The sequence below is a fragment of the Microbispora hainanensis genome (assembly GCF_006874475.1).
In the GTDB taxonomy this organism is placed as follows: Bacteria; Actinomycetota; Actinomycetes; order Streptosporangiales; family Streptosporangiaceae; genus Microbispora; species Microbispora hainanensis.
Genome location: NZ_VIRM01000194.1, coordinates 1 through 514, shown reverse-complemented (window position 1 = coordinate 514; position 514 = coordinate 1). Strand labels below are relative to the sequence as shown.

Genomic DNA, 514 nt, shown 5'->3' with positions numbered 1-514 from the left:
CCAGGTCGAGCGCGGCGATCATGTGCATGACGCCGTTGTAGCGGTTGTAGGTGGCCCGCAGCCGGGCCGGCGAACCCGCCGGACGCCACCGCTTGCCCCTGCGCGGCATCAGGTTCAACGGCCCGAACTCGTCCAGGCAGATCACCCGCCCATCAGCCGGGGGATGATCGTATAACTCCAGGACGCGCTGCATCTTGGCGATGAAGTGCGGGTCGGTGGAGGCTTTCCACGTCGTGGTGGTCTGCCAGCTCACCCCGCCCGCGCGCAGGATCCGCCTCAGGTGCTCGCGGCTGATCGCCGTCACCACCCCGCGACTGATGAGGTGCTCGGCCAGGGTGCGCAGGCTCCAGGTGGAGTGCCCGGTGATGCCCCACTCGGCGGGGACCGTCGTGGCGATCAGGCAGATGTGCTCACGCACCCGCTCACTGATCGCTCGTGGACGGCCCCCGCTCCATTTTGGGTCCAGTGCGTCGAACCCCCGTTCGTTGAAAGCGTGGATGACATCACGGACGTA

The 514-nt window shown here is 67.5% G+C and carries 1 protein-coding gene; it reads right to left on the bottom strand.

Features of this window, described 5'->3' with window-relative positions; genetic code table 11:
- A partial coding sequence (locus tag FLX08_RS40135) for a helix-turn-helix domain-containing protein (protein ID WP_244313253.1) occupies nt 1-466 on the bottom strand: 466 nt, incomplete at its 3' end.
- Nucleotides 467-514: the final 48 nt, after the last annotated feature.